This window comes from Chryseobacterium sediminis (assembly GCF_008386505.1).
Taxonomy (GTDB): domain Bacteria; phylum Bacteroidota; class Bacteroidia; order Flavobacteriales; family Weeksellaceae; genus Chryseobacterium; species Chryseobacterium sediminis.
On record NZ_VUNZ01000002.1, the window covers coordinates 370,130 to 396,460 of the forward strand.

Annotated in this window: 21 protein-coding genes; 14 read left to right on the forward strand and 7 right to left on the reverse strand. The window is 37.2% G+C overall.

Features of this window, described 5'->3' with window-relative positions:
- Positions 1–52: 52 nt before the first annotated feature.
- A complete protein-coding gene (locus FW780_RS13740) occupies positions 53–874 on the reverse strand; it encodes a T9SS-dependent choice-of-anchor J family protein (protein ID WP_149834109.1) in 822 nt (273 codons plus the stop codon).
- Between the two features lie 150 nt (positions 875–1,024).
- On the opposite strand from FW780_RS13740, the gene FW780_RS13745 reads away from it, so the two are divergent.
- The gene (locus FW780_RS13745) at positions 1,025–1,150 is read left to right on the forward strand and encodes a GNAT family acetyltransferase (RefSeq protein WP_149834110.1); all 126 of its coding nucleotides are present in this window, start codon (positions 1,025–1,027) and stop codon (positions 1,148–1,150) included.
- 51 nt (positions 1,151–1,201) lie between these two features.
- Here the strand turns inward: FW780_RS13745 and FW780_RS13750 are convergent, their stop codons facing one another.
- The 5 genes from FW780_RS13750 to FW780_RS13770 all read right to left on the reverse strand — a co-directional run bounded on the left by FW780_RS13750 (position 1,202) and on the right by FW780_RS13770 (position 7,206).
- The gene (locus FW780_RS13750) at positions 1,202–2,422 is read right to left on the reverse strand and encodes an aminotransferase class V-fold PLP-dependent enzyme (protein ID WP_149834111.1); all 1,221 of its coding nucleotides are present in this window, start codon (positions 2,420–2,422) and stop codon (positions 1,202–1,204) included.
- Between the two features lie 248 nt (positions 2,423–2,670).
- Positions 2,671–3,312 (reverse strand): 50S ribosomal protein L25/general stress protein Ctc, encoded by a 642-nt coding sequence (locus FW780_RS13755; protein WP_142717310.1) that lies wholly within the window; start codon positions 3,310–3,312, stop codon positions 2,671–2,673.
- A gap of 56 nt (positions 3,313–3,368) precedes the next feature.
- Entirely contained in the window at positions 3,369–4,307 is a 939-nt protein-coding gene (locus tag FW780_RS13760; protein ID WP_047376208.1) for a ribose-phosphate pyrophosphokinase, read from the reverse strand.
- 85 nt (positions 4,308–4,392) lie between these two features.
- Positions 4,393–5,955, reverse strand: a complete 1,563-nt coding sequence (locus tag FW780_RS13765) for an SGNH/GDSL hydrolase family protein (protein WP_149834112.1) — start codon at positions 5,953–5,955, stop codon at positions 4,393–4,395.
- A 12-nt stretch (positions 5,956–5,967) separates the two neighbouring features.
- Entirely contained in the window at positions 5,968–7,206 is a 1,239-nt protein-coding gene (locus FW780_RS13770; protein ID WP_149834113.1) for an OmpP1/FadL family transporter, read from the reverse strand.
- Positions 7,207–7,643: 437 nt separating this feature from the next.
- Between FW780_RS13770 and FW780_RS13775 the strand changes: the two genes are divergently transcribed.
- From FW780_RS13775 to FW780_RS13800, 6 genes are all read left to right on the forward strand, one after another.
- Positions 7,644–9,044: a PSP1 domain-containing protein gene (locus FW780_RS13775; protein ID WP_149834114.1), complete on the forward strand. Its 1,401-nt coding sequence runs from the start codon at positions 7,644–7,646 to the stop codon at positions 9,042–9,044.
- Positions 9,037–9,501, forward strand: coding sequence for a gliding motility lipoprotein GldH (locus FW780_RS13780; protein WP_149834115.1), 465 nt, complete (start codon positions 9,037–9,039; stop codon positions 9,499–9,501). The genes FW780_RS13775 and FW780_RS13780 overlap by 8 nt, the downstream gene beginning before the upstream one ends.
- Before the next feature lie 6 nt (positions 9,502–9,507).
- A complete protein-coding gene (locus tag FW780_RS13785; RefSeq protein WP_149834116.1) occupies positions 9,508–11,886 on the forward strand; it encodes a transglycosylase domain-containing protein in 2,379 nt (792 codons plus the stop codon).
- A 75-nt stretch (positions 11,887–11,961) separates the two neighbouring features.
- On the forward strand, positions 11,962–13,503 hold the full coding sequence (locus tag FW780_RS13790) for a protein adenylyltransferase SelO (protein WP_149834117.1): 1,542 nt from the start codon (positions 11,962–11,964) through the stop codon (positions 13,501–13,503).
- A gap of 82 nt (positions 13,504–13,585) precedes the next feature.
- Positions 13,586–14,449 carry a T9SS type A sorting domain-containing protein gene (locus FW780_RS13795; protein ID WP_167510713.1) on the forward strand — a complete coding sequence of 288 codons (864 nt, stop codon included), beginning with the start codon at positions 13,586–13,588 and terminating at the stop codon, positions 14,447–14,449.
- 74 nt (positions 14,450–14,523) lie between these two features.
- Entirely contained in the window at positions 14,524–15,801 is a 1,278-nt protein-coding gene (locus FW780_RS13800; RefSeq protein WP_241676911.1) for a DUF6080 domain-containing protein, read from the forward strand.
- Positions 15,802–15,855: 54 nt separating this feature from the next.
- Here the strand turns inward: FW780_RS13800 and FW780_RS13805 are convergent, their stop codons facing one another.
- A complete protein-coding gene (locus FW780_RS13805) occupies positions 15,856–16,413 on the reverse strand; it encodes an SPOR domain-containing protein (protein WP_149834119.1) in 558 nt (185 codons plus the stop codon).
- Between the two features lie 184 nt (positions 16,414–16,597).
- Between FW780_RS13805 and FW780_RS13810 the strand changes: the two genes are divergently transcribed.
- The 7 genes from FW780_RS13810 (at position 16,598) to FW780_RS13840 (ending at position 26,180) form a co-directional block, all read left to right on the forward strand.
- Positions 16,598–17,956: a c-type cytochrome gene (locus FW780_RS13810; RefSeq protein ID WP_149834120.1), complete on the forward strand. Its 1,359-nt coding sequence runs from the start codon at positions 16,598–16,600 to the stop codon at positions 17,954–17,956.
- Positions 17,957–17,979: 23 nt separating this feature from the next.
- Positions 17,980–21,039 carry a TAT-variant-translocated molybdopterin oxidoreductase gene (locus FW780_RS13815; protein ID WP_149834121.1) on the forward strand — a complete coding sequence of 1,020 codons (3,060 nt, stop codon included), beginning with the start codon at positions 17,980–17,982 and terminating at the stop codon, positions 21,037–21,039.
- Positions 21,040–21,064: 25 nt separating this feature from the next.
- Positions 21,065–22,462, forward strand: coding sequence for an NrfD/PsrC family molybdoenzyme membrane anchor subunit (gene nrfD, locus FW780_RS13820; RefSeq protein ID WP_149387537.1), 1,398 nt, complete (start codon positions 21,065–21,067; stop codon positions 22,460–22,462).
- On the forward strand, positions 22,449–22,970 hold the full coding sequence (locus tag FW780_RS13825; protein ID WP_047376185.1) for a DUF3341 domain-containing protein: 522 nt from the start codon (positions 22,449–22,451) through the stop codon (positions 22,968–22,970). Before nrfD ends, FW780_RS13825 begins: the two co-directional genes overlap by 14 nt.
- Position 22,971: 1 nt before the next feature.
- Complete coding sequence (locus FW780_RS13830) at positions 22,972–23,661, forward strand: c-type cytochrome (protein ID WP_149834122.1); 690 nt, start codon at positions 22,972–22,974, stop codon at positions 23,659–23,661.
- 8 nt (positions 23,662–23,669) lie between these two features.
- Positions 23,670–25,001: a hypothetical protein gene (locus FW780_RS13835; protein WP_047422176.1), complete on the forward strand. Its 1,332-nt coding sequence runs from the start codon at positions 23,670–23,672 to the stop codon at positions 24,999–25,001.
- A gap of 162 nt (positions 25,002–25,163) precedes the next feature.
- Positions 25,164–26,180: a hypothetical protein gene (locus tag FW780_RS13840; protein WP_149834123.1), complete on the forward strand. Its 1,017-nt coding sequence runs from the start codon at positions 25,164–25,166 to the stop codon at positions 26,178–26,180.
- Positions 26,181–26,331 lie beyond the last annotated feature (151 nt).

Genomic DNA, 26,331 nt, shown 5'->3' on the forward strand with positions numbered 1-26,331 from the left:
AAAAACCCTTATAGAATGTTCTACAAGGGTTTTTTGTTCCTTTTTTCAATGATTATTCCTTCATTATTTTCTTCTTAACAATTTTCCCATCATGATTGATGATTATTATAATATAGACTCCTTTCGGCAGATCTGATATATCATAAGAATCTGATCCTTTACTAAATACCTTCACTAGCTTCCCTGACTGATCAACCACAGAAATCTTTTCAAATTTATTTTGAGAGTTTTGTTTAATATAAAGATTTCCCTTAACCGGATTTGGATATACCTCTATATGATCAGCATATGAAACCTCTGAAGTTGCCAAAACTCCACTTGTAATCATCACATTATCTACGACAACACCGTAAGAATAGTCTCCGGCATCATCATAAACAAATCTGAGTTTAAAAGCCGCGTTAGCATAGGGTGTCAGATCTATATTTGCCGCAGTATCATAACTTGTTACTACAAATGTAAAGGTGTTAAAATCAAGATCCCACACTCCTGCGTCACCTGAAAAAGTAAAAACCTGAATCCACGAAGTTCCATTGAAAACTTCAACTTTTAAAGTAGAATCCAGATTATCAATCATATTGGCATAATTAAACGACAGCTTTGGGTTTACTACTCCGGTAAGGTTAATTACAGGAGAAATCAGTCTGGCATTCGTGTTAATTCCGGTTGGCCCTGCATCATCATCATCAAAAAAAGCCGCCCCATCGGGAAAACTTGCGAAACCATTCTGTGAACCCACATTCCAGTTAAAAGAGTTATCCGGATTCTCAACCGTCCACGCGGTCGGCAAAGTATTACCGTTGAAGTTTTCAGAAAAAATCTGCGCATTACACAGACCACAAATGGATAAAAATAGTATAAATAGTTTTTTCATAATAAAATATTTGATGTTTATATAAAATTAATGAATTATATTTCACAAAACACAATTACATACAAAATAAATACACTACATCTATTTTAAAAAGGATGAGAATTTTATCTATAATTTATACCTTTATGTTTAAACTTTAAATCACATCATATGAAAAAACTAAACAAAGAAAAATTGAAAAGCATTATGGCAGGAGGAGAAATCTGCCTTGAATGTGCCATCGGATATTATCAGGTTATTATTGACGGCCGTTGTTATTGCATTCCATGGGAATAATAAAAAAAGCAGCTCTACAGCTGCTTTTTAGTTTATATGATAAAGAATAAATTAGCTCAACATTCGTTGTGCTTTCTTCACTCCTTCTACCAGAATATCAATTTCCTCGAAAGTATTATAAACAGCAAAACTGGCTCTTACTGTCCCTGCAATATTAAAGAAGTTCATGATCGGCTGTGTACAGTGATGCCCTGTTCTTACAGCAATTCCCATTTTATCCAGGATCATCCCTACATCAGAGGCAATCCCCACCCCTTCAAGATTAAAGGAAACAACACCAGTTCTTTTTGCTTTTTCACCATAGATTTTAATTCCTTCTATTTCCAAAAGCTGTTTCTGGGCATATTCCAACAAAGCATTTTCATGATTCTGAATATTAGCATGGCCTATCTTATTCATAAAATCAACAGCTGCTCCTAAAGCGATATTCCCACCTACATTCGGCGTTCCTGCTTCATATTTAAATGGAAGTCCCGCATAAGTAGTTCCTTCAAAAGAACATGTTGCAATCATCTCTCCTCCGCCATGAAATGGTGGCAAAGCTTCTAATATTTCACGTTTCCCGTACAGGATACCTGTTCCCATCGGAGCATACATTTTATGGCCTGAGAATACAAAGAAATCACAATCCAGTTTCTGTACATCAATATTAAAATGCGGAGCAGACTGAGCGCCATCAATCACAATATAAGCGTTTGTATTCTTTCTTGTTTTTGCAATAATTTCTTCAATAGGATTCACAATTCCCAAAGCATTGGAAACCTGATTTACAGAAACAACCTTTGTCTTTTCGCTTAAAAACTGGTCAAAATGATCCATCTGAAGAATTCCGTTTTCATCGATAGGAATTACACGAAGTTTTGCTCCGGTCCTTTCACAAAGCATCTGCCATGGAACAATATTAGAATGATGCTCCAGATAGGAAATAATAATTTCGTCATCTTTCTGCAGTTTCTGTGTTAAAATATAAGCAATAAGATTCAACCCTTCTGTTGTTCCTTTTGTAAAAATAACTTCAAAATCATGCTCAGCATTGATGAATTTCTGAATCTTTCTTCTTGAAAGCTCCATTTCTTCCGTTGCCAGCTGGCTTAGGGTATGAATTCCTCTGTGAACGTTGGCATTAAGTTCTGTATAATATGCGTGACAGACTTCTAAAACCGAATTTGGCTTTTGAGATGTAGCTGCATTATCCAGGTAAACCAATGGTTTACCATTCACTTCTCTGTCCAATATAGAAAACTGGCTTCTTATTTCCTGAATGTCAAACATTTATTTATTTTTTAAATTAAGACGTCCTTATTTAGAACACTTCAAATTTACGGCTTTTTTTCCGAAAGAAAGCACGAGGCTAAGAGCTGATAGTTGTCAGTTGATAGAAATATTCGATGGCATATAGCGAAACAAGTCAATAACCGATAAAGTAAAAGTCATATTTGTAAATTCTCTTATTCTTTTGACACTGCACAAAAAAACCCGTCAAAAAATGACGGGTTTTATATTGTTTAAATAAGCAATTCTTATTCTGCTGCAGTTTCTTCTGCTGGAGCTGCTCCTTCTTCAGTTGCAACTTCTTCTTCATCTTCATCATCCATTGCTGCTGCACCTCCTTTCATTGCATTTCTAGACATCTTAACAGCAACTACTACTGCATTGTCTGGGTGCATGAAAGAATATCCTTCTGTTTTGATACCACCGATGTAAAGTTTGTTACCAATTCTTAATGGAGTAACATCTACAACGATTTCGTCAGGTAGGTTAGCAGGGATAGCTTTTACTTTTAGTTTTCTGAAAGACTGACGTAAAACACCACCAGCTACAACACCTTTTGAACGTCCAGTAATTCTTACAGGAACCTCCATAACTACTGGCTTATCGTCAGATAGTTGGTAGAAGTCAATGTGAAGAATTTTGTCAGTGATTGGGTGAAACTGAATGTCCTGAAGAACAGCTGGAATTGTTTTTCCGTCAACCTCAATAGATACCGTGTGTGCTTCAGGAGTGTATACTAATCCTTTAAAAGCTTTCTCTTCAGCAGAGAAGTTTAAAGGAGCTTCACCTCCATAAACAACACAAGGAACTAATTCAGCATCACGTAAAGCTTTTGTAGACTTTTTGCCCACGTTTTCTCTTTTTGTACCTTGAATTGTAATAGATTTCATTTATAATAAATTTAAAAAATTATTCTTATTTGAATTTGCAATTTTCTCAAAATCAATTAAATAACAAACTTACTACTAATTGATTTATGCTCATGAACCATGGTCATAACATCTGCAAATAACGGGGCGCAAGATAGCACTTTTATTTTAGATGACAAATTATTTTTAACAGGAATTGAGTCAGTTACAATAACTTCCAGTAATTTTGAGTTCTCAATATTCTCGTAAGCCTTTCCTGAAAGCACTCCGTGAGTTGCCATAGCTCTTACTGTTTTCGCTCCCTTTTCAATTAAGATATCTGCTGCTTTACAAAGTGTCCCCGCAGTATCAATCATATCATCGATAAGGATTACGTTTTTACCGGTAACATCACCAATAAGGAACATTTCTTCTACAACATTTGCCTTTTTTCTTTCTTTATAAGCAATTACTACTTCAGCACCTAAGTGACCTGCATAGTTCTTTGCTCTTTTCGCACCTCCCATATCCGGAGAAGCAATGGTAAGACTATCAAGATTTAAAGATCTGATATAGTCTACGAAAATACTGGAAGCATACAAATGATCTACCGGAATTTCAAAGAACCCTTGAATCTGATCCGCGTGAAGATCCATTGTCATTACTCTTGTTGCTCCTGCTGCTGTAAGAAGGTTTGCAACTAATTTAGCACCGATCGGCGCTCTTGGTTTGTCTTTTCTGTCCTGTCTGGCAAGTCCGAAGTAAGGAATTACAACGGTAATGCTCTTTGCAGAAGCTCTTTTCGCTGCATCAATCATTAGAAGAAGTTCCAAAAGATTGTCTGCAGGAGGGAATGTAGATCCAATTAGAAAAACTCTTCCTCCTCTTACAGATTCATCCAAAACAGGTTCAAATTCCCCGTCGCTGAACTCCTGAAAGTTGATTTTCCCTAATTCTTTCCCATAATTCTGGGCAATTTTCTCTGCCAAGTCCCTGCTGGTTCTTGTACAAAATAGATAACTTAACTGATCGGCCATTTTTACTTTTTAAAAGATTTTGCAAATTTAAAAAAAAACCACAAGATTTACTCCTGTGGTTTCTAAGTTTTTATTTTATCAATTATTAAGGGAATTTAACTCCTGAATATTTGTTCGGATCTACCTGTGGAAGTGTAGATTTATATTTCGCATTGATAGACTTAATAAATTCGTTAGCAACGACACCATATCCGCGACCTGTAAGGTGAACTCCATCTAGTGAGAACGCTCCTCCTCTAACAAATGTCGCAGTATATTTTACTCCGTCAAATACGATTCCTGACTGTGAATTCAGTTCAAGCATTTTTGCATTAGCATCTACAAATGCAAGCCCATAAGAATCAGCAAGCCCTTTTATAGAAGCATTGTATGCAGTCGTTGCTGTTTTTACATAGCCAGCTTCTGTTTTTGTTAATACATGTTGGTTTTGTAATGGATAAGAAATTCCATAAATATTTACCGGTGAAGGAACTCCTGCAGCAGTACTTCCAATCACAGAACTTGTAGTAAGCAAAATATAATCATCCGCTGTAGCTTGTCTTGCCTGGCCAAAGATTTGTCCAAAAGCTGTAGCTGTAGGCAATCCTAAAGAAGGAGTAAGCGCCGCTGTAAGCTGAGCTGAAAGATCCGTCAGCGCCACATCTTTAATTAAAACAGGATTTGGACCTGTTGCGGAAAGTAAATTAATTCTATCCCCAGCTCCAAAAGCAGTAAGCGCCTGCTTCAAAGGACCATATAGACTTGTATTAAGAGTTGTCAGATTTGAACCTAAAAGAGCAGGTGTCAAAGGGTTATAAGGCACCGTAGTAAAGAAAGGAACTGAAGTAACAGAAGGAATATTAGCAATAACTCCTTTTGTTGTTCCTACACTTTTAAGACCATCTAAAACCGCCTTGATAGATCCGGCAAGAAGGGCTGGATCGGAGATATCATTTGATTTATAAGTTGTAGGATTTGTATTTCCTGTCTGAACTGTAGCAATTGAATATGTTGTAACTCCTCCTACAGTCTGAGAATTTGTTCCTCCGTTGGTAGCATATGACAATACATCATTATTTCCTATCCAAAGAGAGAAGAACGTAGCTTTCTGAGCCATAGCATCTGCCAGCACACTTGTTGTAGCAGAAGAAGCAAACCTTACAAAATAAGGGTTAGCCGTTCCTGTTGGAAGCCCAGCCTGACTACCATATCCGGGAGCTACTAAATGGAATGACTTAGCACCTGGTACTCCCATATTATTATAAGAACCACCACCTGATAATACATCTAGTGGAGCAGCAGCTCCGCTTGGCACAGGAGATAAAGATCCGTTAACAACCTGAAGAGTCAATTTTCCAGGGAAACCAGGAAGGTTATTGAAACCTCCTATATCATTAGGCATCAAAGGTTGTTTAAAGTCACCTCCACCTGCAAGTTTCATCTGTGCAGCAATCATGCTTGGATAAGATTCATTTTGGCCACTGCTGTACAGCGCCCCATCACGATATCCTGAAGTAAGAGAGTTTCCTAAAGAAATATATTTTGAAAAGTCAGCATCTCCTTTTGTCACCTGGATATCTTTCACATCCGTATCGAAATCCGTATTACAGCTTGTTACTGTAAAAAGAAGTGCAGAAACTGCAATTGTCGATATTATAATTTTTTTCATAGTCTTCTAAAATTAAAATGGATTATAAGAGAAACCTAGACCAAAGTAGAAAGCAGTTGCTTTTGACTGTCCGTTAAGCCCTATATTAACATTGTTTACCTTTCTGTACTGAGGCATTGCATACCCTCCGGCAACATCAATTCCGAAATGTTTCAGCTTAAAGCCTACCCCACCTGTTACTACATAAGTATCATATGAAGGAGTTTCCGGGATAAAGTTATCAGTGGTATAAGGTGCTTCATCATAATACGCTCCCAAACGTCCATAGATCATATCAGTGAACGCATATTGAGTTCCCAATCTGAATGTTTTGGAATTTCTGAAGTTTTTAGGATTGGTAAGAATCGTAGGATCCGATGGATTGTTTCCAATAGGAGCATTCTCGAAATCTAAAGTAAGTTTGCTGTATCTTTCCCATCCATGATAGTTAAAGTCTGCAGAAACCTGCCATTTCGGTGTCACTTTATAGGTTAAACCAATAGTATATTCTTCAACTAATGGCAGCGTTGCTGAGAAACCATCCTGTCCTGCAGCATTTAGTTTTAGCTGGTTATAAACAGATTGTGATGGGAACTGGAATGTAGCTGTTCCGCTTTTAGCTTTCATATCTATTGCTGAACGGTAAGCAATACTCACGTCCAATTTTGGGTCAGGTCTGAAATAGAAACCAAATCCGTATCCGTGTCCGGTTGCATTCTCATCATTAATATTAACTTTCCCGTCAAATTGAGTTACCGCTTTGTCCCAATCTACTTTTCCTCTTGCGTAAATGTAGCTGGCACCAAAAGATACCCAAGGAGCCAGTTTTACAGAGACCATTGGCTGGAAATAGAAACTTTTCAGCTCCATTTTCTGAACCAATTCTTTACCTTCCCAGTTTTCTGGCCATTTTATCGTACTTCCAAAAGGCGTTGTAACACTAAGACCTACGGTAAGTTTTTCTATTGGTCTATAAGTAATTGCCGCATAGAAAGGAGTCCCTATAGGGTTATCCGTTTCTGCACTTTGTAAAGTATTGAAGTTTTGAAAAGTAACTTTATTACTTGCACCAAACCCTCCTGCCACTACACTCAGTTTGGAAGGGATAAATGACATACCCGCAGGGTTAAAGAATGTCACACTCGCGTCTTCGGCATGAGCACTAGTATGCGCCATTGCCAATTGTTTTACCCCTTGCAGGGAAACTCTGAAGCCTCCTGCGTAAGATAGAACTCCCGCCAATAAAGCAGTTGATACTAATATTTTTTTCATAGACTATTATTATATAAGCCAAATATAAAATTATTTTGAATACGTCTGTTAATATTTGCTAATATTTTAAACAATATCCTAAAAGAAAACTATGTTTAAAATAATACCTTTAAATAAACAAAAGCCAAAATTTTCATTATTAAGTATTTAAAAATATTTTAAAACAATCTCCATTTCATTGTTTAACTTTAAACAAATGTTTAACTTTAAAAATATCTTAGTCCTAAAAACAGAACAGGGAATCAACTGATAATAAATGTTAAAGTTAAAAAATCTCCTTCCCCACTATTTCCTTTATAACAGGCTTCTTTCGGTCTACGGCTTTCATTCTTACTTAAAATACTTCAATGTTTTGCTCCGAATTCAGGTTATTTAAGTATTTTAGAATTGCATAAAGATAAAAATACATAAATTTGCAGATTATAAATAATAGTAATATGAGTTGTGGATGTAAAACATCCGGCGATTCTGCACATTCTTGCGGCCCTAAAAAAACCGCAAATGGCTGTGAAAATGTAAATACCTGCGGGAATAGTTATAAATTAAGTGTTTTTGACTGGCTTTCTGACATCAACAATCCGGCACCTAACAGGTGTGATTTTGTAGAAGTTAGATTTAAAAATGACAGAAAATCGTTTTATAAGAATGTAAATAATATTCCTTTACATATTGGTAGTGTAATTACAGTAGAATCAAGTCCGGGACACGATGTAGGCGTTGTAAGCCTTACGGGAGAATTAGTAAAGATTCAGATGAAAAAGAAAAAGTTTTCTGAAGAATTGGCACTCAAAATATACAGACAAGCCAACCAAAAAGACCTTGAGGTATGGCAGGAAGCAAGAAAAAAAGAAGATGCCGTAAAACTTGAAGCAAGAAAAATTGCTCAGAGAATAGGCCTTGAAATGAAAGTTACTGATGTGGAATATCAGGGTGACTCTTCAAAAATCACCTTTTATTACACCGCTGAAAACCGAGTGGATTTCAGACAGTTAATTAAAGATTATGCCGGAGCATTCCGTACTAAGATCGATATGAAACAGATCGGTTTCAGACAGGAAGCTGCAAAAGTAGGTGGAATTGGATCTTGCGGACGTGAACTTTGCTGTTCTACATGGCTTACGGATTTCAGATCTGTAAACACCAACGTGGCAAGATATCAGCAACTGAGTATTAATCCTCAAAAATTAGCCGGGCAATGTGGTAAGCTTAAATGTTGTCTTAACTATGAGCTTGACAGCTATTTGGATGCATTAAGCAATTTCCCTTCTTCTTCAACCACTTTGGACACTGAGAAAGGAAAAGCGTTCTGTATCAAAATTGATGTTTTCAAAAAGAAAATGTGGTTTGCTTATGTAGACAGCTCCATTGCATGGTATGATTTCGATATTGATCTTGTTAAAAAACTGATTTCAAAAAATAAAAGAGGAGAAAAAACACTTCCTCTTGAAGACTTGAAACAACCAGAAGCTTCTGCTCAAAATATTGATTTGATCCAGGAAAACAGTGTGGATCGTTTTGAAAAGAAAAACAGAAGTAACAACAGGAACAGAAACAACCAGAACAAGCCAAACAACCATCAACAGGGACAGCAAGGACAGCCACAAGGTCAAAAAAGAAACAGACCGGAGAGACAAGACAGACCTGAAAGATCTGAAAAACCCGAAAACCCTAATGCTCAATCTGGAAATCAGCCCAGACCTCAGAAACAACATCCACAGCAAAAAGCACCTGCGGAAAAAGTAGAGGGTAATTCTGGTGATGATAAGAAGCCACAAAACAACCCGAACAAGAAGAAATTTAAAAAGAAATATCCTCCAAAAAAAGATAATAATGCGTAAAATTTTAGGATTATTTTCCCTTATCCTTTTCTTTAGCTGTAACTCTTCCTCAGGAGGAGATGTCATCATGAATTCCGTTGATAACAAATGGAATAAGAAAAATGAGCAAAAATTTAATCTTGAAATTTCAGATCCGCAGAATCCTAAAAATATTATATTTGTCGTAAGAAACAACAATAGTTATCCTTACAGCAATATAAGGTTTATTGTGAATTTCACCAATCTCCAAAACAAAAAAAAGGAAACTGACACGTTGAATTATGTGCTGGCAAAACCAAATGGAGAATGGCTTGGTACAGGCTTTGGTGATACAAAGGAAACTTTGTTTCAGTATAAATTGAATTATCAGTTTCCCGGAAAAGGAAAATATGAAATCGGTCTGATCCAGGCGATGAGAAATGACAACCTTTCGGGAATTGAGGATATTGGGGTAAAAATAGAAACGGCTAAACCGTAACCATAAATGGAAGAAAACAAAAAAAATGCAGGAAATAAGGGGAAAACATTTCCCCTGCCTCCTAAAAAAAAGAAAGATACCTCCTGGAAAAAATGGGTCTCATTTATTTGGATTGGGCTCGTTGCGGTAGTTCTGGGAATTTCGGGACTTTTCTTTGCGGTTTCTCAAGGATTCCTTGGGGAAATGCCTGATGTAAAAGAACTTGAAAACCCTGATATCTTTGTCGCTTCAGAAATCATTTCTTCAGACGGAGTTATGCTGGGTAAATTTGAAAAGGAAAAAACACAACCTATTGTCTATAAGGATCTTCCTCCTTACCTTATCTATGCCCTCCAGGCTAAAGAAGATGAGCGTTTCAAAGAACATTCAGGAATTGACTTATATTCTATTGCCAGAGCCGTAGCATATGGTGGTGGACGTGGTGGAGGTTCTACCATCACCCAACAGCTGGCAAAACTTCTTTTTACAGGAAATGCTTCCCAAAATAAAGTGGAAAGAGCGTTCCAGAAATTAAAAGAATGGGTTGTTGCAGTAAGCCTTGAGAAAAGATATACCAAAGAAGAGATCGTTACTCTTTACTTCAATAAATTTGATTTCCTGTTCAATGCTAACGGTATTGAAATGGCTTCCAGAGTTTATTTTAACAAAAAGACTTCTGAGCTTACATTACCTGAGGCTGCAACCTTTGTAGCAATGCTTGAAAACCCAAGAAAAAACAATCCTTACAGATATCCTGAAAAGGCTAAAGAAAGAAGGAATGTTGTATTGGATCAGATGCAGAAAACCGGATATATTGATGCTGCCACCTATGAAAAAGCAGCCAACACTCCTATTGAAGTAGACTTCCACCCTATTAAAAGTATTACTGACGGATATTCGGCGTATTACAAATTCTATTTGAGAAAAGAGATTGATAAGTATCTTGAAACTCATGAAAAAGAAACCGGTAAAAAACTTAACCTTTACAAAGACGGTTTAAAAATATATGTTACCCTTGATTCTAAAATGCAGAAGTATGCAGAAGAAGCAATCAAAGAACATTTAACGGATCTTCAGAAAAGATTTGATGCTGAACAAAGAGGCAGAAAGAACAGACCTTTCTACTATCTTAATGACAAACAGATCAAAGATGTGATGCTTCAGGCGATGAAAAGAACCGGCCGTTACAAGCTGTTAAAAGCTGACGGAATGCCGGAAGACTCCATTATGATGGAATTCAAGAAACCTATCAAAACTTCAAGGTTCACATGGAACGGAGAAGAAGAAGTTGAAATGTCTCCTTGGGATTCTATCAGATACCATAAACAAATTGCACAGGCAGGTCTGATGTCTATGGTACCAGGAACGGGAGAGATTAAAGCATGGGTAGGAGGTATTGACTGGCAGCACTTCCAATATGATCACATCAAGCAAGGGAAGAGACAGGTAGGATCTACCTTCAAGCCTTTCGTGTATGCAACCGCTATCATGAAACTGGGAATGACTCCTTGTTCAGCTGTTTCCAACGGAACTTATGATCATAACGGATGGCATGTACCGGGAAGAGGAGGAATGCTTACTTTAAAAGATGCATTGGCCCACTCTCAAAACCCTGTTGCTGCAAGACTTATTGAAATGACAGGAGTAGATGCTGTTATCCAGACCGCAAGAGACCTGGGAGTAACAGAGGATATCCCGAGAAACAATACAATCGCTTTAGGTTCATCAGACATTACGATTTATGAAATGCTTGGTGCTTACAGTACTTTTGCCAACTATGGAAACTACAATAAACCTGAAATGATCTGGAGAATTGAAGATGCCAACGGTAGAGTAATCAAGGAAGTAAATGTAGAACCAAAAGAGGTAATGAACCCAATGTATGCTTACACCATGATTGAACTGATGAAAGGTGTAGCACAGTACGGAACCGCTTCCGGAGAGCTGGGAAGAAGAGGAATTTCAAAAGCAGTAGAAATTGCTGCTAAAACAGGAACAACTCAGAACAACTCTGACGGATGGTTTATGGGAATCACGCCAAAATTAGCAACCGGAGCATGGGTTGGATGGGAAGACAGAGCAACTCACTTCTTTGGAACCGGTGAAGGTCAGGGGGCAAAAATGGCATTACCAATCTGGGCTATTTTCATGAAGAAAGTATGGGCAGATAAAAGTTTAGGAGTTACTCCTGATGACAAATTTGTTAAGCCTTCCGATTGGAAAGACGGCTGTTCAAACCTTAAAGGATTAAGCGGGGGATATGGAGATGACGGAAGTCTTCAGACGATTGATGAGATCAAAAATCCAAGACCGGCAGATCCTACGCCTAAAAAACCAACAGAAAAGAAAGAGGACAACATCAATGAAAACCTTCATTCCAATGATGAAGTAGATTTCAATAAATAAATTCTCTTTTAGAAATACACAAGACCTTTCAATAATTTGGAAGGTCTTTTCTTTTATAATTAATACCTTTGAAGCATGAATATCGAACGTATCAGACAGCCTTTCATCGAGAATTTCCCAGGTGATTTTTCAAACAACCTTATGCAGAGAAACACCCCAAAAGTATTATTTGCTACCATCAAACCTGCTGGTTTTGATCACCCTGAATTGATTGCTTTTAATGAAGTCCTTTCCAAAGAAATAGGATTAGGAAAATTTGAAGATAAAGATCTGGACTTTCTGGTTGGAAATAACCTTCCCGAAAATGTTAAAACTTATGCTACCGCGTATGCAGGACATCAGTTTGGAAACTGGGCGGGACAGCTCGGAGACGGAAGAGCAATCCTTGCAGGCGAGGTAACAAATGAGACAGGAAAAAAGACAGAAATTCAATGGAAAGGCGCCGGAGCAACCCCCTATTCCAGACATGCTGACGGAAGAGCCGTATTGAGATCTTCTGTCCGCGAATACCTGATGAGTGAAGCGATGTATCATTTAGGAGTTCCTACAACAAGGGCACTCAGTCTGGCTTTTACGGGCGAAGATGTAATGCGCGATATTATGTACAGTGGAAATCCTCAACTTGAAAAAGGCGCAGTGGTCATCAGAACTGCCGAAAGCTTTCTGCGTTTCGGACATTTTGAACTGATGTCTGCTCAAAGAGAATACAATACCCTGCAGGAACTTGCTGATTTTACCATTGAAAACTATTTTCCGGAAATCACACCATCAGACGATCAGAGATACAAAGATTTTTTTCAGAATATCTGTACCCGTACCGCAGACTTAATGGTAGAATGGTTCAGAGTAGGATTTGTACATGGAGTTATGAATACAGATAACATGTCTGTTCTCGGACTAACTATCGATTATGGACCTTACTCTATGATGGATGAATATGATTTGAATTTCACTCCTAATACCACAGACCTTCCGGGAAGAAGATATGCATTCGGAAAACAGGGGCAGATTGCCCAATGGAACCTTTGGCAGCTTGCTAATGCACTCCACCCTTTAATTAAAGATGAAAAGTTTTTAGAAGATACCTTAAATAATTTCGGAACGTATTTCTGGGAAGCTCATGATCAGATGCTTTGCAAAAAATTCGGGTTTGATCAGCTTCAAAAAGAAGATGAGGAGTTCTTTACCAATTGGCAGGGATTAATGCAGGAACTTCAGCTAGACTACACCCTGTTTTTCAATCAACTGGAAACAACAACTCCGGATACTGACATAAAAGAACATTTTAAAGAAGTTTCTTACATCCTTTTGAATGACCAAATGCTGGCAAAACTTAGTAACTTCATTAAGACTTATGAAGCAAGATTAGAATTAAACTCTATATCAAAAGACGCTTCTTTGGCCATGATGAGAAAAACAAACCCAAAATTCATCCTGAGAAATTATCTTCTTTATGAGTGTATTGAAGAGATCAACAATGGCAAAAAAGACATGCTGGAAAAACTCATCAAAGCTTTAGAATCCCCTTATCAGGAAATATATCCTGAGTTCTCTGTCAAAAGACCTTCTGGCTATGACGATACCGCTGGATGCTCAACACTTTCATGCAGTTCATAAGGTTCCAACAGTAAATATCACATATAATCATCATGTTTTCACCATATTAAATATTTTCACTACATTTAGAAAAATCTTTAATATGAAAAAAATTGTACTTTCTTTAGCATTGGCATCATGCTTTTACAGCAATGCCCAGACCCTACTTTCGGAAAATTTCGAAGGAGCGACATTTCCACCAACAGGATGGACTAAAACTAATACAAACGCATCAAGAGCATGGGATTTAACCAGCTCTGTTTTTTCCGGAACTTCAGCATCTTCTATTGAACTCAAAACAAGATTTACCATTGCCGGAAATAATTCTGCTACTATTGACTGGATTGCCGGCTCTAACACAGCATACCTTACAAGCCCTTCATTCAGTTTAGCTGGAGCGACAAGTCCAACCCTAAGCTTCAAAGTAAAAGTTGGCTGGGGTTATATGATCAGCCTGAACAAAGGAAATCTTCTGGCACAGATATCAATAGATGGAGGAACTAACTGGGTTACTCTTTGGAATGAAGATAGTGAACCCGGCTTTACTGATGACGGTGATGGTAATATAGATACTGATTTTTATAACACAGTTACTGTACAGAAAAGCCTTAGTACATACATAGGACAGGCGAATGTAAAAATAAGATTCCAGTATATGGCAACTGATGCTGATGCTGTTTCAGTAGATGATGTACAGGTTGTTGCTAATGGAACTCTTGGTACATCTGATGTTTCAAAAGCAAAAGCTGATAACATTTCTGTTTATCCAAATCCTACCAAAGGTGAAATCAACATTAAAACTGATAAAAAAATAAAAAACATGTCAGTGATTGATGCATCAGGTAAAACTTTGAGTACAAACAATTCCGGAACTACAGAGATCTCTTCACTTCCAAAAGGAATCTATTTATTAAAAGTAGACTTCTCTGACGGAACTTCAAAAACTGAAAAAGTAATCAAACAATAATAACGTTTATACAAACTTTTATAACCACCAGCTTTGGTGGTTTTTTTATTTTACTTTTGCAAAAAATTTGACACGTGTCTTTTATCAAAACAAAAATCATCAATTTCTTTAAACTTATTTTTCCTTCCACTTACACCGAGCTGGCAGTTTTTCTCTTTTTTATGATCTGCTATGGAATTTTAGGGTCTTACATCGCTCTTCATTACAGGATCATTTTTGACAACAGAATTCCATGGGATGCTTATTTCAGTTTTGATAATAAATCTATTCTTATGACGGGAGGAAGTTTTGAAAGACACCCTCTGTCCTATTATTTTTTCAACTGGGTAAGAGAATTTTCATTATTTATTTCAGGTGGAAAAATGGATGCCAACTTCAGGCTTACACTGGCCTGGCTCAGCAATATTATTATTACCTTAAACATTGTTCAGGTTTTCAAATATCTAAAGAACATTGTCTGTCTCCCACTTTGGCTAAGTGTCTTAATCATTTTATTTTTTGGAGCTTTTTCAACCAATATCATATTGTCTTTTACTCCGGAAAACTTCACTTATACGCTGTTTTTACTCTCATTATATAATTATTATGCAGCAATAAAACTCAGAAAGGAAGAAAAAACACCTGCCATTGCTCTTTCACTTGCCGGAATTACCATTGGCGGACTTACGATTACCAATTTTGTAAAAGTTTTCATTCCCCTTCTTTTTGAAAAAAATCTTTTCAGGGATTGGAGAAAATTCGGAAATGCAGTGTTGAGGATAACCGTTGCTGCTATCTGCTTTGTACTGCTTTATCTGAACAGAATTGATTTTAAGTATCAGAATATCTTTTCCAAAACCAACCAGCAGTACGAAAAATTCTCTAATGTAGAATCAATGCCGACCTGGGATATGATTCTTTCCTTCTTTTTCGGAGGTAACATTCTTTTCCCGGGGTTTATTATTTCAGACAAACATAATATGAAGGGATTCGACTTTAAAGGGCTTTATATGGACCTTTATTCATCTACTTTTCCCTACATTTTTGTTACCATATTATTATCCCTGATCATTTGGAGTTATTTTAAAAACTTCAAGAATAAATGGGTTCAGATTATTGCCATTTCATTTTTCGTTGACATTGTGATCCATTGTGTGATGAGGTTCGGACTTCATACTTCATCTATCTATGGCGGACATTTTGTTTTTGTGTATCCGCTTCTGTTGGGATGGCTTTTTTATGCTTACAGATCGTCTCCGAAAATAATGTCGGTTTTAACATTAACTGTGATTTTACTATTTGTTTATCTACTTGCGAACAATTTATTCCGAATGGCAGAGTTTTTCTGGTTTATGGAAACTTATTACCAATAAAAAAAGCTGAGAATTTTTCTCAGCTTTTTGTTTCTATGTTGAATTGAATCAATTCTATTTTGCTTCTGCACAAAAAATTCTGTACTGTACTGCCATTGCAGATTTGAAATACTCTCTGATTCTCGAAAGATCGCTTGCTGCACTTTGTTTTGTGAAATAACTTCCCGCTAAAATTTTATAGTTAGGTCTTAAAGAAGCATCGGTTTCTACTTTAAGGTTAGGGAATCTTTTTCTGAAATAAGACTTTACTTCATTGGCTTCTTCGTTACTTTTCACAGTGGTAATCTGAATTTTAAACCCTAAAATTCTAGGATTTTTCTTACAAATTTCAGCATTGGTAAGCTCTCTGCTTGGCACAAAAATTTTGGGAGGTTTTGTAGTGATCCCTGTAGAAATTCCACCATCACTAAACCCGGAATCTTTTGGAGAATTTGCCGGAGTAACCTTAGCACATTTTCCTTCAATTCCTTCCAAAGCTGCATTTATTTTGGAATCCATTGTCATAACAAGTTCTGTACCCGAAAGGGTGTCTTTTTTAACAACTTGCTGGGCTTCAATACTATAAAAACCAAATAGTGATAATATCGAAAATATTTTAATCAAATTTTTCATTTAAACTTGTTTTCGCAAATTTATACAAATTAAAAAACTGTACCAAACTAGTTATTTAGAATCAATACAAATTAAACGTAAATGATATTTTCCCTTTTCGATATACCGTTAAATTCCTGTTAAAAATATTATTTTTGCGGAATTGATTGAATGTTCAATAATTTACTAACATAAGATAATTTAAATGATTAGTTGGAGAAAGCATTATAAAAAAACGTTGATCGCGATAGGCTTATTGCTATCAACCAGTGCTTCATTTTACGGGCAAGACGGCGATCCTAAAAACGGAGAGAAACTTTTCAAAGCGAATTGTACTGCATGTCACGCGCTGGACAAACAAGTTGTTGGACCACCATTAAAGGGGGTTGTAGAACGAGTAAAGACAGAAGGTGGTGTAGACAAAGATTGGCTTCACAAGTGGATCAAAGACAACAAAGCTCTAAGAGCTTCTGGGGATAAATACGCCAATGAGATTTTTGAAAAGTTTAATAAGACTGAAATGCAGGTCTTTCCAAATCTTACAGATAAGGATATTGACGACATTTTAGCTTTCACGACTAATCCTCCTGCTCCGGAAGAGAAAAAGCCGGAAGCAACTCCTGCAACTGACGCTACGGCGGCAGCTCCTGCAGACAAAACTACTACAAACGTTGTAATCATTTCACTTTTAGCGATCGCAGGTTTATTGGTTTGGATCTTAGCAAAACTAAGACAATTGGTAAAACTGGGTCAATCTGAAGATTTAGCTGGACTTAACGAAACAAGAGTTCGTTCTTTCAGTGAAATGTATGAGAAGTTCCACTACATTGGTAAAGGCTTATTAGCAATCCTTGCTATTTTAGCAGCTTACGGAGTATGGAACTGGCTGATGTGGATTGGGGTTTACAAAGGGTACAAACCTGAGCAGCCTATCTACTTCTCTCACAAAATTCACGCTGGAGAACAAAAAATTGACTGTCAATTATGTCACTCTAGTGCTAAATACGGAAAAGTATCTGAAATTCCTTCTATGAACGTTTGTATGAACTGTCACAGAACAATTTCTGAATACAACGCAGATCACTACATGGAGCCAGGAAAAGATAAGGCATTCTATGACGGAGAAATCCAGAAGATCTACGCTGCAACAGGTTGGGATCCTGCAAAACAACAGTACACAGGAAAAACACAACCGGTTGAATGGACAAGAATCCACAACATGCCAGACTTCGTTTACTTCAACCACTCTCAGCACGTAATTGCTGGAGAACAAGCAATCATCAATTCTTTCAACAAAAAGAATCCTAACAACAAAATTGATGTTGTATGTAAAGCTTGTCACGGTAAAATTGATACAATGAATGTTGTTCAAATGGCTAACGACTTTACTATGGGATGGTGTATCGAGTGCCACAGAACGACTGAAGTTGATATGAACAACGGTTATAATAAAGAGTACTTCAAAAATCTACATGACAAGTTGAAAAAACAATATCCACAAGATGGAGGTAAGATCACTGTAGATGCAATTGGAGGTCTTGAGTGTGGTAAATGTCATTATTAATAACTAAAAAATTAGAAGTATAAATGGCTTCAAACAAAATACAATTCAGAAGTATTCATGAACTTAAAGACCCAGCTTTAAATGGTAAGCTGGCTCTTAAAGAGTTTCAGGAAGAAATTCCGGTAGAAGATTTCCTTGGAGATGCTGAGAAAAACGGATCAAGTACTTCAAGAAGAGATTTCCTTAAATTATTAGGATTCTCTACAGCAGCAGTTACTTTAGCTGCCTGCGAAGCTCCGGTAATCAAAACGATTCCTTATGTGGTAAAGCCGCATGATATTATTCCGGGAGTCCCTAATTATTACGCTTCAACATATTTTGACGGTTTCGACTTTGCTAGTGTTTTAGTAAAAACCCGTGAAGGTAGACCAATCAAAATTGAACCAAACCCGGCTGGTGGCGATTTAGGTAAAACTAATGCAAGAGCTCAGGCAAGTGTACTTTCTCTCTACGATAACGATAAAGTAAAGCAGCCTAAACTAGACGGTAAAGATGAAACTTTCGATAAAGTAGACAGTTTCGTTATTAAAGGTTTGGAAGAAGCTAAAGCGTCAGGCAAAAAGATTGTGGTTTTATCACACTCTTTTGCTTCACCAACTTTCAAAAAGTTATTCGCTGAATTCAAAGCTAAATATCCTACAGCTGAATTAGTAACTTATGATGCTTTCCCTTACTCTGCAGCATTAGATGCAGCTCAGGAAGTATTCGGACAAAGAGCATTACCTGTTTATGACCTTAAAGGTTCTGAATTGGTAGTTGCTTTCCAGGCTGATTTCTTAGGAGACTATAACGCTTCAAGCTTAGAAACTTCTTATGCAGCAGCTAGAAAACCGGGAGCAAGCATGTTGAGACACATTCAAGTGGAATCTAACATGTCATTAACTGGTGCTAACGCTGACTCAAGATACAGATTAAAACCAAGTGCAGTAAACAAAACTTTAGTTGAAGTTTACAATGCAATTGTAGGTGGTGGTACTTCTGATAAGACTGCTGCTGAAATTGCTAACGAATTGAAAGCAAAAGGAAGCAAAGCTGTTGTTTTTGCTGACGGTTCTAAAGGAGCGCAGGTTTTAGCACACTTAATCAACCAAAAATTAGGTTCAGTAGCTTTCACAGGTAAAGCAAACTTCCTTAAAGAATTTAACGGTGCTAGATACCAGGAATTCTTAGGATGGGTAAACGGTGGACAAGTTGGTGTATTAGTTACAAACAACGTAGACCCTATCTACTCTCATCCAAAAGGAGAAGATTTCAAAAAATCTTTATCAAAAGTTCCTTACGTAGTTGCTGTAGCAGATAAGAAAAATGAAATGTACAAAGCAGCGAAAGCTGTAATTCCTGTAGCTAACTGGCTAGAGTCTTGGGGAGATATCGAACCACAGACAGGAGTATATTCATTGATGCAGCCTACGATCCAGAAAATTTACAAATCAAGACAGATTGAAGAATCTCTATTGGTTTGGAAGAATGGTAAAAACAATGCAGCAAACAACTACTACGATTATTTAAAAGCAAGTTCAGCTTCACTTTTAGGTGGTACTTCTTTCAACAAAGCATTGTACAACGGTATCAACGCTTCTACAAACGCTGCAACTTTATCTTACGCAGGTGGAAACGCTGCACAGGCTGTTGCTGAATTAGGAAACTTCAAAGCTTCTGAATTAGAATTAGTATTATATACTAAGACTTCTATGGGAGATGGTACTCAGTCAAACAACCCTTGGTTGCAAGAGTTACCTGACCCAATTACAAGAATGTCTTGGGATAACTACCTTACAATTTCTCCTAAAGATGCAGAGAAATTTGCAATTGACAACGATCTTAATGCAAGAATGCAGTTAGATGGTTCTATTGTAAACCTTACTGTAAACGGAGTAAAAATAGAAAATGTTCCTGTATTTGTACAGCCAGGACAAGCTGAAGGATCCGTAGGTCTTGCACTTGGTTATGGTAAGAAAAACTCAGGAGCAACTGCAGATACAGGTGTAAATGCTTATCCTTTATTTGATGGTTCTAACCTTGTTCTTTCAGGTGTAAAAATCGAGAAGACAGGAGAAGATCACGAATTTGCAGGTATCCAGCTTCAAAATACATTAATGGGTCGTTATGAGATCGCGAAGGAAGTTCCTTTAGCTGAATTCATTAACGTTGCTTTTGATGATGAACACAAAGGATGGAATAAGCCTTTGGAATACCACACAATCAGCGGAGCCCTTCCAGCGAGAAAAATCGACCTTTGGGATGCTTTTGATGATACAGATGGTCCTCACTTCAACTTATCTATCGACTTGAACTCTTGTACCGGTTGTGGAGCATGTATCATTGCTTGTCAGGCAGAGAACAACGTTCCTGTAGTAGGTAAAGAAGAGGTAAGAATGTCAAGAGATATGTATTGGTTAAGAATTGACCGTTACTATTCTTCAAGACAAAAAGTAGAAGTATACGAAGGATTGAAAGAAGGAATGGCTGTACCTGAATTATATGGTACTGCATTCGGAGACGGAGGTGCATTAAACCACCCTGCAGATAACCCGGATGTAATCTTCCAACCTGTAATGTGTCAGCACTGTAACCACGCTCCATGTGAAACTGTATGTCCGGTAGCGGCTACTTCACACGGTAAGCAAGGTCAAAACCATATGGCTTACAACAGATGTATCGGTACTAGATATTGTGCAAACAACTGTCCGTACAAAGTAAGACGTTTCAACTGGTTTACTTATAACCTAAATGACAAGTTCGATTTCAACATGAACAACGATTTAGGAAGAATGGTACTTAACCCTGATGTAGTTGTAAGAACTAGAGGGGTAATGGAGAAATGTTCAATGTGTATCCAAATGACTCAGAATACTATTCTTGAGGCTAAGAAGGAGGGAAGAAGAGTGAAGGATGGAGAATTCCAGACTGCTTGTTCTAAAGCTTGTTCTACGGGAGCAATGACATTTGGAGACATGAATGATAAAGATTCTGCAATTAGAGAGCAATATGCTTCTAACAGAAGATATTATTTACTAGAGGAGATCGGAACAAAACCAAACGTGTTCTATCACACTAAAGTAAGAAACAGAGTAGAAAAATAAAGTTTAAATAATAAATAGGTAAAAAATGTCAGGACATTACGAAGCTCCGATAAGGGAACCTCTAATTATTGGTCACAAAACTTATCACGATATTACAGAAGATATCGCACGACCTATCGAAGAAAGAGCAGGTAAATTATGGTGGATCTCATTATATGCTGCACTAGTTCTATTCCTCTATGGATTCGGCTGTATCGCTTACACTATCGGGACAGGTATTGGAGCATGGGGGCTTAACAGAACTATTAACTGGGGTTGGGATATTACCAACTTCGTATGGTGGGTAGGTATCGGTCACGCCGGAACCCTAATCTCAGCAGTATTATTATTATTTAGACAGAGATGGAGAATGTCTGTAAACAGATCTGCAGAGGCGATGACGATCTTTGCGGTTGTACAGGCAGCAATCTTCCCTGTAATCCACATGGGTAGAGTTTGGGTTGGATACTGGGTATTCCCTTTACCAAACCAATTCGGTTCTCTTTGGGGAAACTTCAACTCTCCTCTACTTTGGGACGTATTTGCGATCTCAACTTATTTCTCGGTATCAACTGTATTCTGGTTCATGGGACTAATCCCTGACTTTGCAATGATCAGAGATAGAGCTAAAACCCCTTGGACTAAGAAAATTTATACATTCCTTGCATTCGGTTGGGGTGGTAAGGCAAAACACTGGCAAAGATTTGAAGAACTTTCTTTGGTTCTTGCAGGTTTGGCAACTCCACTTGTATTCTCAGTACACACTACCGTATCTTTTGACTTCGCAACTTCAGTTATTAAAGGATGGCACTCAACAATCTACCCTCCTTACTTCGTAGCTGGTGCGATCTTCTCAGGATTTGCAATGGTACAGACACTATTGCTAATTGCAAGAAAAGTTTGTCACTTAGAAGAGTATATTACAATGTATCATATCGAAATTATGAACATCGTAATCGTTCTTACAGGTGGTATGGTAACTGTAGCTTATGCTACTGAATATTTCATCGGATGGTACTCAGGATCTAGATTTGAAGATTTCACATATCTTTCTCCAGGTGCTGCTGTAGGACCTTACTGGTGGGCATTCTGGTCATTGATCATCTGTAACCTTGTGATTCCTGCTTCTTTCTGGTTCAAAAGAGCGAGAACGAACATTATCTGGACATTCATTGTTGCATTGATTATCAACATCGGTATGTGGTTTGAGCGTTTTGATATCATCGTTATCAACCTTTCAAGAGACTACTTACCAGGATCATGGACTATGTTTAAGCCAACGATCATTGATGTGGGTGTATATTTGGGAACTATCGGATTCTTCTCTGTATTATTCTTATTATACGCAAGAACATTCCCTGTAATTGCACAGGCTGAATTAAAATCGATTTTGAAAATCTCAGGTGAAACTTATAAAGCAAAAGAAGGAGATGAGCACCACTAAAATTGTATACGGACTTTATGCTGACGACGACGATTTAATGAACGGCGTTAAGGCATTCAACGATAAAGGAATCGCTATAAACGAAGTATATACTCCGTTTCCGGTTCACGGACTAGACAAGGCTTTAGGGTTAAAGAAAACTAGAATTTCTGATGCCGCATTCTTATATGCTCTTTACGGTGTTACTATCGGTGCTACTGTAACTTGGTATGTGATGAATCATGACTGGCCACAGAATATCGGTGGTAAACCAGCTTTTGACTGGGCACACAACATGCCGGCATTCGTAGTTCCAATGTTTGAATTAATGGTATTCTGTGCTGCTCACATGATGTCTTTAACTTTCCTGGTTAGAAACAAAATGTATCCGGGCGCTCCGGCTCAGAATCCAGACCCGAGAACTACTGATGATAAATTCATGATGGAATTTGTAACTGAAGATGTAGAATCTGTAAAACAGTTGCTTATTGAAACTGGAGTTGAAGAAATAACTGTTAAAGACGCTTAAAATGAAAAAGAATGTATTAAAGATTACAGCAGTTTTAGGTTTAACAACAGTTTTACTTAACTCTTGCGGACCAAAGGAGAACACTCCGTTGGTATATTTCCCGGACATGTACTTTCCGGTAGCTTATGATCCATTGATGAAAGCTCAGGACGCTTATTCAGATCATGAAAATGAAATTCCTGCTTTTGTTAAAAATAACGGTGCAACAGGTCTTTCTCCAGTAGAAGGATCAGTTCCTCAAAATAAAGATGGAGTTTTTGAAGAAAGCTTATTACCTAAGAATGTTGACGAGTACAACGCAGGGTATGAAGCATCTAAAAAACTTACAGTATCTCCTTTGAATCCTGCCAACGCAGCTAAAGATCTTGAAAGAGGTAAAATATTGTTTGATCACACTTGTGCTGCATGTCACGGAACAGGAGGTGATGGACAAGGACCGATCGTTCAAAGTGGAGCTTTCTCTGGAGTACCAAACTATGCTGACAGAGAAATTACTGTAGGATCTGTTCATTATGTATTAACAAACGGTAGAAATGCCATGGGGTCTTATGCGGGACAACTAAACGCAGGAGACAGATGGAGAGTAGCATTGTATGTGATGAGTGCTTTCAAAAAAGGAGCAGCAGCACCGGCAGCAGCTACAGCGGCGGCACCAGCAACAACTGAAACGACTACCGAAACTAAAAAATAAGAAAAGAAATGTATAGTTTTTCACCAAAATTAAAATCAACTTCTATAATACTTCTTGTTGTAGGTTTAGTTCTTTTCGGTATTGGTTTCTTTATGAACAAAGGAATTTCTACTGAGAAAATAGAACACATGATGGAAGCTGTTCATGCTTCTGGTCATGATGCTCCTACACACTCAAGTGAAATGGTTGGACCACAGGATCACGCAGCTCATTTAGAGCATGCTGAACTTCAGGTTCACAACCAGCCATTAGCATCGCTGCACTTTGTAGCTGTCTTTTTCTTTGGAGTAAGTTGCGCTGTACTGTTCTTCTACTGTATTCAGCACGCAGCTCACGCAGGATGGCCTATTATCATCACAAGAGTAATGGAGGCTATTGCTTCTTATATTCCTTATGGTGGTGCAATCCTTGTTATCCTGATGATCTTAAACATCACTCACAATGGTCATTTATTCCACTGGATGGACCCTGAATTGACAAATCCAGAGTCTGCTCATTTTGACGTGATCCTATTTGAAAAGAAAAGATTCTTAAATATTCCTTTCTATGCAATAAGAACTTTAATCTATGTGATTGGTGCTTCTTTCTTTGCTTGGAAACTGAAAGCTCAGTCTAAAAAAGTAGATGAAACTAAATCTAAAGTAGAATATCAGTTTCTTTACAGATGGGCAGTAGGTTATATCGTATTCTTCGGATTTGCTTCTGCAGCTTGGGCTTGGGACTGGTTGATGTCTATTGACCCTCACTGGTATTCAACAATGTATATCTGGTATTCAATGGTTAGCTGCCTTTCAAGTGGTATTGCTGTAATCATTTTATTAAGTGTTTATCTTAAGAAAAATGGTTTCTTACCACAGTTCAATGACAACCACTTACACGATTTAGGAGTTTTCCTTTTCGCTACAAGTATGCTTTGGACATATACATGGTTCGCTCAGTTCATGCTTTACTGGTATGCAAACGTTCCGGAAGAGGTTAACTACTTCTTCGGTAGATTCCAGCACTATGGTACTACATTCTTACCAATGCTGATTGTTAACTTCTTATTACCTCTATTGGTATTAGTAAGTAGCAGCATCAAAAGAAACTATAAAGTAGTTACCACAATGGCTGTAGTAGTTATCTTAGGACACCTTTTAGATTACTTCAACATGGTAATGCCGGGAACGGTAGGACCATACTGGAACACTCCTGAAGTATTCTTGTTAATCCTTGGAGCAGTTCTATTCGTAGCGGGACTATTTATGTTTACTGTACTTTCAGCTTTATCAAAACTGAAGTTGATCCCTACAGGAAACCCATTCTTACACGAATCTGAAATTTATGAGTATCCTTTCTAAGGACTTGTAACAAAATAAAATTATAAAAGACTGATTGTTTAACGATCAGTCTTTTTTTATGCAATGATGTAAATAAGAATTTTCAGGCAACCATTTTCTTTTTTTCTCGTCTCTATATAAAAAGTCTGTTTTTACTATTAACACCAAAAACAAAATACTGCAATGAAAAAAATTCACCTTGTTTACCTTTTATTCAGTCTGATCTCCGTATTCACTAATGCACAGGTCATTACTTTTGTTTCTGAAAAAAATAATAATCCTTTACCCAGAGTTTCGGTATTTGGCAAAGACGGAAGTATACTAGCCTACTCTGATATTGATGGCAAGATTGACAAACAATCGCTTTCACCTGATCAGGAAAAGTTTCAGCTCATCTATAATAATTTTCCGGTTGCTACTCTATCCTATTCCGATTTTGATCAGCCAATTATCAAAATCAATGACCAGGTGAAAGAAATTGAAACAGTTGTCATTAAAAATAATAAGCCGGCCAAATACATTTTCATCAGGGGAAATTTTAATGCTTATGTAACCGTAAACAATAAGCTGAATAGCTATACAGACGGAATTGTAACCTACATTTTTGATAATAAATCAAAAAAGCTGAAAAGCACCAATGTAGAACAGTACAGAGTATTCAGACTGGCAGAATCTAAAAATGAAAAAAAAGAAACTTCAAAATGGGACTATAGCAATTCTCTGGAGCTGCCCAAGCTTAAAAATGTTGGAAACCCGGAAGAATATAAAACAAAAAGAAATACCATTAAAGAGTTGAAAGGCGAACATAAAGATCAAATAGAGGTGACTGGTGCTGCCCTTCAGGATAAAGAATTTTCATTCTTTGGATACAGATTTTACGATATAAAAACAATTTTAAACATGTCTTTTGAAAAAGGATCAGAAAAGACCCTTAAAGATTTCCTGGAATACAATGAACTTGTTTTTATAAAACTGAAACATAAAAGTGAACCCAATTACAATCAGATAACTCTTTATACCAATTTTTATCCAACAGAACTTAATTTCAGCAATGACAATGATATTGAGAAAGTGAAATTTGATAAAGACAACAGCAATTACAAAACATCTTACTGGCAGGATTCTTCATTTCCCAATATGCAGACAATTTTCAGCAGTTTTTTCAAAGGTGATCTAAAAGAACAAACCAATAAAAAATAATGGAAACTCTGTTCAGCACTACTTTCCATGTTGTAAATATTCCAATTGAATTCTAAAATTAAAAGAACAGCATCCATTTCTAGAAAAAAATAATAATTAGGCAAAAAACATAAAGTAAAAAATAAAATCCAGTATTAATAAAGGTTTTATT

What these genes read in the sequence shown, in the direction of transcription:
- FW780_RS13740 (WP_149834109.1), bottom strand. Translation starts at nt 874, where the DNA reads ATGAAAAAACTATTTATACTATTTTTATCCATTTGTGGTCTGTGTAAT.
- FW780_RS13745 (WP_149834110.1), top strand. Translation starts at nt 1,025, where the DNA reads ATGAAAAAACTAAACAAAGAAAAATTGAAAAGCATTATGGCAGGAGGA.
- FW780_RS13750 (WP_149834111.1), bottom strand. Translation starts at nt 2,422, where the DNA reads ATGTTTGACATTCAGGAAATAAGAAGCCAGTTTTCTATATTGGACAGA.
- FW780_RS13755 (WP_142717310.1), bottom strand. Translation starts at nt 3,312, where the DNA reads ATGAAATCTATTACAATTCAAGGTACAAAAAGAGAAAACGTGGGCAAA.
- FW780_RS13760 (WP_047376208.1), bottom strand. Translation starts at nt 4,307, where the DNA reads ATGGCCGATCAGTTAAGTTATCTATTTTGTACAAGAACCAGCAGGGAC.
- FW780_RS13765 (WP_149834112.1), bottom strand. Translation starts at nt 5,955, where the DNA reads ATGAAAAAAATTATAATATCGACAATTGCAGTTTCTGCACTTCTTTTT.
- FW780_RS13770 (WP_149834113.1), bottom strand. Translation starts at nt 7,206, where the DNA reads ATGAAAAAAATATTAGTATCAACTGCTTTATTGGCGGGAGTTCTATCT.
- FW780_RS13775 (WP_149834114.1), top strand. Translation starts at nt 7,644, where the DNA reads ATGAGTTGTGGATGTAAAACATCCGGCGATTCTGCACATTCTTGCGGC.
- FW780_RS13780 (WP_149834115.1), top strand. Translation starts at nt 9,037, where the DNA reads ATGCGTAAAATTTTAGGATTATTTTCCCTTATCCTTTTCTTTAGCTGT.
- FW780_RS13785 (WP_149834116.1), top strand. Translation starts at nt 9,508, where the DNA reads ATGGAAGAAAACAAAAAAAATGCAGGAAATAAGGGGAAAACATTTCCC.
- FW780_RS13790 (WP_149834117.1), top strand. Translation starts at nt 11,962, where the DNA reads ATGAATATCGAACGTATCAGACAGCCTTTCATCGAGAATTTCCCAGGT.
- FW780_RS13795 (WP_167510713.1), top strand. Translation starts at nt 13,586, where the DNA reads ATGAAAAAAATTGTACTTTCTTTAGCATTGGCATCATGCTTTTACAGC.
- FW780_RS13805 (WP_149834119.1), bottom strand. Translation starts at nt 16,413, where the DNA reads ATGAAAAATTTGATTAAAATATTTTCGATATTATCACTATTTGGTTTT.
- FW780_RS13810 (WP_149834120.1), top strand. Translation starts at nt 16,598, where the DNA reads ATGATTAGTTGGAGAAAGCATTATAAAAAAACGTTGATCGCGATAGGC.
- FW780_RS13815 (WP_149834121.1), top strand. Translation starts at nt 17,980, where the DNA reads ATGGCTTCAAACAAAATACAATTCAGAAGTATTCATGAACTTAAAGAC.
- nrfD (WP_149387537.1), top strand. Translation starts at nt 21,065, where the DNA reads ATGTCAGGACATTACGAAGCTCCGATAAGGGAACCTCTAATTATTGGT.
- FW780_RS13825 (WP_047376185.1), top strand. Translation starts at nt 22,449, where the DNA reads ATGAGCACCACTAAAATTGTATACGGACTTTATGCTGACGACGACGAT.
- FW780_RS13830 (WP_149834122.1), top strand. Translation starts at nt 22,972, where the DNA reads ATGAAAAAGAATGTATTAAAGATTACAGCAGTTTTAGGTTTAACAACA.
- FW780_RS13835 (WP_047422176.1), top strand. Translation starts at nt 23,670, where the DNA reads ATGTATAGTTTTTCACCAAAATTAAAATCAACTTCTATAATACTTCTT.
- FW780_RS13840 (WP_149834123.1), top strand. Translation starts at nt 25,164, where the DNA reads ATGAAAAAAATTCACCTTGTTTACCTTTTATTCAGTCTGATCTCCGTA.